This window comes from Achromobacter sp. (genome assembly GCF_057314935.1).
The window spans coordinates 1-4,269 of sequence record NZ_DBHKZA010000171.1; the positions used below are offsets into that span (position 1 = coordinate 1).

Below are 4,269 nucleotides of genomic sequence, written 5' to 3' on the forward strand. Positions count from 1 at the left end.
TCGCCGAAGCGTTCAATGGCTTCCTTGTTGCCCGCCGACAGCGGGCCGCTCATGACGACGCCCAGCACGGGGATGCCGCGGCGCTTGAGCGCTTCCAGGCTCAGCAACGTGTGGTTGATGGTGCCCAGGCCGCTGCGCGCGGCCAGCACCACCGGCATGTCCAGACGGGCGATCAGGTCGATCATCATGTGCGTGTCGTCAATGGGCACGTACAGGCCGCCCGCGCCTTCCACGATCAAGGGGGCGTCGGTCGTCGGCGGCACGATGGTGGTCGCGTCGACCACGGTGTCTTCCAGCGTGGCGGCGGCCCAGGGCGACAGTGGCGCTTGCAGCACATAGGCCGGCAAATGCAGGCGTTCGGGCGGCAACTGGGCCAGCTGCGCCACGGTGTCGGTGTCGCCGGGTTCTTCGGACACGCCGGTTTGCACCGGCTTCCAGTAGTCGGCATTCCAGGCGCGCGCCAGGATGGCGGACACCAATGTCTTGCCGATGCCGGTGTCCGTGCCGGTCACGAAAACCCCGGCGGGGCGTTGAGTCGTTTTTTTCCACATACCGTAGGCCAGGTGATACGTCACCGTGGCTCCTTGTTCGTCAAATGCCGCCAGCACGCGGCGCAGTGCCGCCGCGCTGAGCGGCGGCCGCCCGGGCGCGGGCGTGGTGGCGCCGATGCCTTTCAGGCCTTTCAGGAAAGCCAGGCCGTCAGGATGATTATGTATCAGCCGTTCGCTGTGGACGCTACCGGCCAAATTGCCCATGGCCGGACGGATGGCGGCGCGGGCAGGGTAGTGTGGCGTGGCTGCCACGAGGCCCGTGGCGTGATGGGCGGCCCGCCATTCGCCGAAGGTGCCGTCGGCCAGCGTCGCGACGGCCAGATGTCCGCCCGGCGCCAATAGCGCGGCCAGCCGGCCCAGGCCGGCGTTCAGGTCCGTGAACCATTGGACGGCCAGGCTGGAGCAGATCAGGTCGTAGGGGCCTGCAAGACCATGGGGGTATTCGCCGTCCAGCACCTGGAACCTTGCCGTGCCCGGCAGCGCTGGGCCCCGCTGCGAGGCGGCGAGCATCGCCGGCGAGATGTCGGTGACCGTCCAGTCGGCCGGCCCCAGCCGGCGGGCCAGCGCCTGGGTCAGCAAGCCGGTGCCGCAGCCGATCTCCAGGATGCGGGGGCGTGGGGGCAGGAGCAGCCGGGCGATATCGCCGGCCAGGCGTTCGGCCGTGATGCGCTGGACGGGCGCATGGTCTTCGTAGCGGTGGGCGGCCGCGCCGAAACGGGCGGCGACTTGCGGCTTGCGTGGGGCTTGCGTCATGGTGCGTGCAGTCAGGCCAGGCAATCAGGCCGCCTGAGTCGATCGGGTGATGAACGCGGCGATATGGCGCGCGCACCATGACGCGTCCGTCACCGGCAACAGATGGCCGCCCTGTTCCCGGTCGTGCCGTTCGTCTTCCGCCCGGCCGCCAAACGCGGCGTGCGTCATCGCCGCCGACACGATCGGGTCCGCCTGGCCCGCCAGGATCAGCAGCGGAACGGGCAGGGCCGCCAGCGCGCCGCGCTGGTCTTCGTCGCGCAGCGCTTCCAGGTCTTGCCCCAGCGTTTCCAGCCGCGGTTCGCCAAAGGCAGAGGCGTCGCCGCAGCGCTGGCGGAAGTCTTGCAGTACCGCGGTCGGATCTGCCGACAGGCGCTTGACCATGCGGTCCAGCATGCGGCGCGGTACGCCGGCGTCGAAGTCCGGCGCGGCGCCAAAGCGCGGGAAGCCGTTGATCGAGACCAGTCCGCGGCAATCCGCTGGCAAGCCACGCAGCAGCCGCAGCACGCCCATCGAATGGCCGATGGCGATGACCGGGCCGTCGATTGTCGGGAGGTGCGCCGGCCCGAAGTAACCGGCATCGGCCGCCGCTTGCGGCCAATCGCGCAGTTCGGCGCGCAGCGGCGCCCAGACCGAGGCGTCGAAGGCCCAGCCATGGACGAACAGCAGCGTGGGGCGGACGGGCAGGGGGCGGGAGTCCGTCATGCCAGCACCGCCGCAAAGCCGGCGATCAGTTGCGCCACGTCGGCGTCGCGGTGGGCGGCGCTGAGCGTCACGCGCAGCCGGCTGGTGCCGGCGGGCACGGTGGGCGGGCGGATCGCCACGGCCAGCAGGCCCCGCTGCTCCAGGTTGGCGGCCATCGCCAGCGCGCGGCCTTCGTCGCCCACCATGGCAGGCACGATCTGGGTGGAGGAAGCGCCGGTGTCCAGCCCCAAACCCTGAAGCGCGGCGCGCAGATGGTCGCCGGCCGCCGCCAGCCGGGCGCGTTCGGCGTCCAGTGTGGGCACGAGGTCCAGGGCGGCGTCCATCGCGCCCAGCACCGAGGGCGGCAGCGCCGTGGTGTAGATGAATCCCGAGCACGTGTTGATCAGGTAGTCGCACAGCGCGCGGGATCCCGCCACGTAGGCGCCGAAGCCGCCCAGCGCCTTGCTGAAGGTACCCATCGCCAAGTCGATGCGGCCCGGCGCCAAGCCGGCCAGCCCCATGCCGTTGGGGCCGAGCACGCCCGTTGCGTGGGCTTCGTCCAGGTAGACGAAGGCCTGATGGCGATCGGCCAGTTCGGCCAGCCGGACGACGTCGGTCCGGTCGCCATCCATGCTGAACACGCTTTCCGTAATGATGAATCGGGAGACGGGCTTGTCCGACCCCTCTGCGGCCCGGGCTGCAAGCAGACGCTCCAGGTGGTCCAGGTCGTTGTGCCGGAAACGGATCTGCTTCACGCCGGCCGCCTGGCAACCATGGTGCAGGCTGGCGTGGTTCAACTTGTCGGCATACAGCTCGACCTCGCCCCGGGTGGCGGCGGCGCGCAGCAGGGCGGGCAGCACGGCGGCATTGGCCTGCCAGCCGGAGGCCAGCACGAGCGCGGCCTCGGTGCCTTTCAGGCGCGCCAGCTTGGCTTCCACCTGCTCGTGCAGGTCCAGGTTGCCGCAGACCAGGCGTGACGCCTGGGCGCCCGCCCCGTGGCGGGCCGCCCATTCCCGGGCACGCTCGATCAAGAGCGGGTGCCTGGACAGGCCCAGGTAGTCGTTGCTGGAAAAATTCAGCACAGGCGCGCCGTTCAGCACGATCCGGCCGGGCGGCGCCGCCGTGGCGGTGCGCAGGCGGCGGCGCACGCGGCGGGTGTCGGCCAGGGCCAACTCGGAGGAAAACAGGGAATCCAGCTTTGACATCAATCGTTCCGGCAGCGGCCGGGCGCAGGGGTCGCCCGCGCCAGGCCGTAGAATGCGGGCCATTGTAGTGGAGGCGCGCGCGGCGCTTTTCGGGGACAAACCTTCCCGGAATAGCCGGGCCGCCGCCGGTTTTTGCGGAGTTCAATCATGCACACGCCCGACTGGGTGGCCCAGGGCCAGCCTCATATCTGGCTTCCCTATGCCCAAATGAAGACGGCCACGCCGCCGCTGCCGGTCGTGCGCAGCCACGGCAGCCGGCTGGAACTGGCCGACGGGCGCAGCCTGATCGACGGCGTGGCGTCCTGGTGGACGGCTTGCCATGGCTACAACCACCCGCACATCGCCCAGGCGGTGCGCGGGCAGCTGGAGGCCATGCCGCACGTGATGTTCGGCGGGCTGACCCACGAACCCGCCCTGAACCTGGCGCGCCGGCTGGCCGGATTGCTGGGCCCGGGGCTGGACCGGGTCTTCTATACCGATTCGGGCTCGGTGGCGGTGGAAGTCGCCATGAAGATGGCCGTGCAGTTCTGGTTGAACCAGGGCGAACGTGGCCGCAGCCGCTTCCTGGCGTTTCGCGGCGGCTATCACGGCGACACGTTCGGCACCATGGCCGTGTGCGACCCGGACGAGGGCATGCACAGCCTGTTCCGCGGCATGCTGGCCGAGCATGACATCGTCGACCTGCCGCGCGACGAGGCCTCGATGGCGGCGCTGGACCAATTCCTGGAGACGCGCGGCCCGCAACTGGCCGGCATCCTCGTCGAACCCCTGGTGCAGGGGGCGGGCGGCATGCTGCTGCATGATCCGGAAGTGCTGCGCCGTCTGCGCCGGCTGGCGGACCGCCACGGGCTCTTGCTGATCTTTGACGAGATCTTCACCGGGTTCGGGCGCACGGGCACGATGTTCGCATTCGAGCAGGCCGGTATCCGGCCCGACATCATCACCTTGTCCAAAGCGCTGACGGGCGGCACGCTGCCCCTGGCCGCCACGGTGGCCAGCAACCGGGTGTTCGAGGCGTTCTGGTCCGATGACCCGGCGCACGCGCTGATGCACGGCCCCACCTTCATGGGCAACGCGCT

General features: G+C 70.2%; 4 protein-coding genes. 1 reads left to right on the forward strand and 3 read right to left on the reverse strand.

The features are described 5' to 3' along the window. The 3 genes from bioD to ACO6D5_RS29685 form a co-directional block, all read right to left on the reverse strand. On the reverse strand, positions 1–1,304 hold a 1,304-nt coding region (gene bioD, locus ACO6D5_RS29675), incomplete at its 3' end, for a dethiobiotin synthase (RefSeq protein ID WP_485827379.1). Positions 1,305–1,328: 24 nt separating this feature from the next. After that, positions 1,329–2,006 carry an alpha/beta fold hydrolase gene (locus tag ACO6D5_RS29680; protein ID WP_485827380.1) on the reverse strand — a complete coding sequence of 226 codons (678 nt, stop codon included), beginning with the start codon at positions 2,004–2,006 and terminating at the stop codon, positions 1,329–1,331. Continuing rightward, positions 2,003–3,190, reverse strand: a complete 1,188-nt coding sequence (locus ACO6D5_RS29685; protein ID WP_485827381.1) for an aminotransferase class I/II-fold pyridoxal phosphate-dependent enzyme — start codon at positions 3,188–3,190, stop codon at positions 2,003–2,005. The genes ACO6D5_RS29680 and ACO6D5_RS29685 overlap by 4 nt, the downstream gene beginning before the upstream one ends. A gap of 147 nt (positions 3,191–3,337) precedes the next feature. Between ACO6D5_RS29685 and bioA the strand changes: the two genes are divergently transcribed. Beyond that, the coding region (gene bioA / locus ACO6D5_RS29690; RefSeq protein ID WP_485827382.1) for an adenosylmethionine--8-amino-7-oxononanoate transaminase at positions 3,338–4,269 on the forward strand (932 nt) is incomplete at its 3' end.

What these genes read in the sequence shown, in the direction of transcription:
- ACO6D5_RS29685 (WP_485827381.1), bottom strand. Translation starts at nt 3,190, where the DNA reads ATGTCAAAGCTGGATTCCCTGTTTTCCTCCGAGTTGGCCCTGGCCGAC.
- ACO6D5_RS29680 (WP_485827380.1), bottom strand. Translation starts at nt 2,006, where the DNA reads ATGACGGACTCCCGCCCCCTGCCCGTCCGCCCCACGCTGCTGTTCGTC.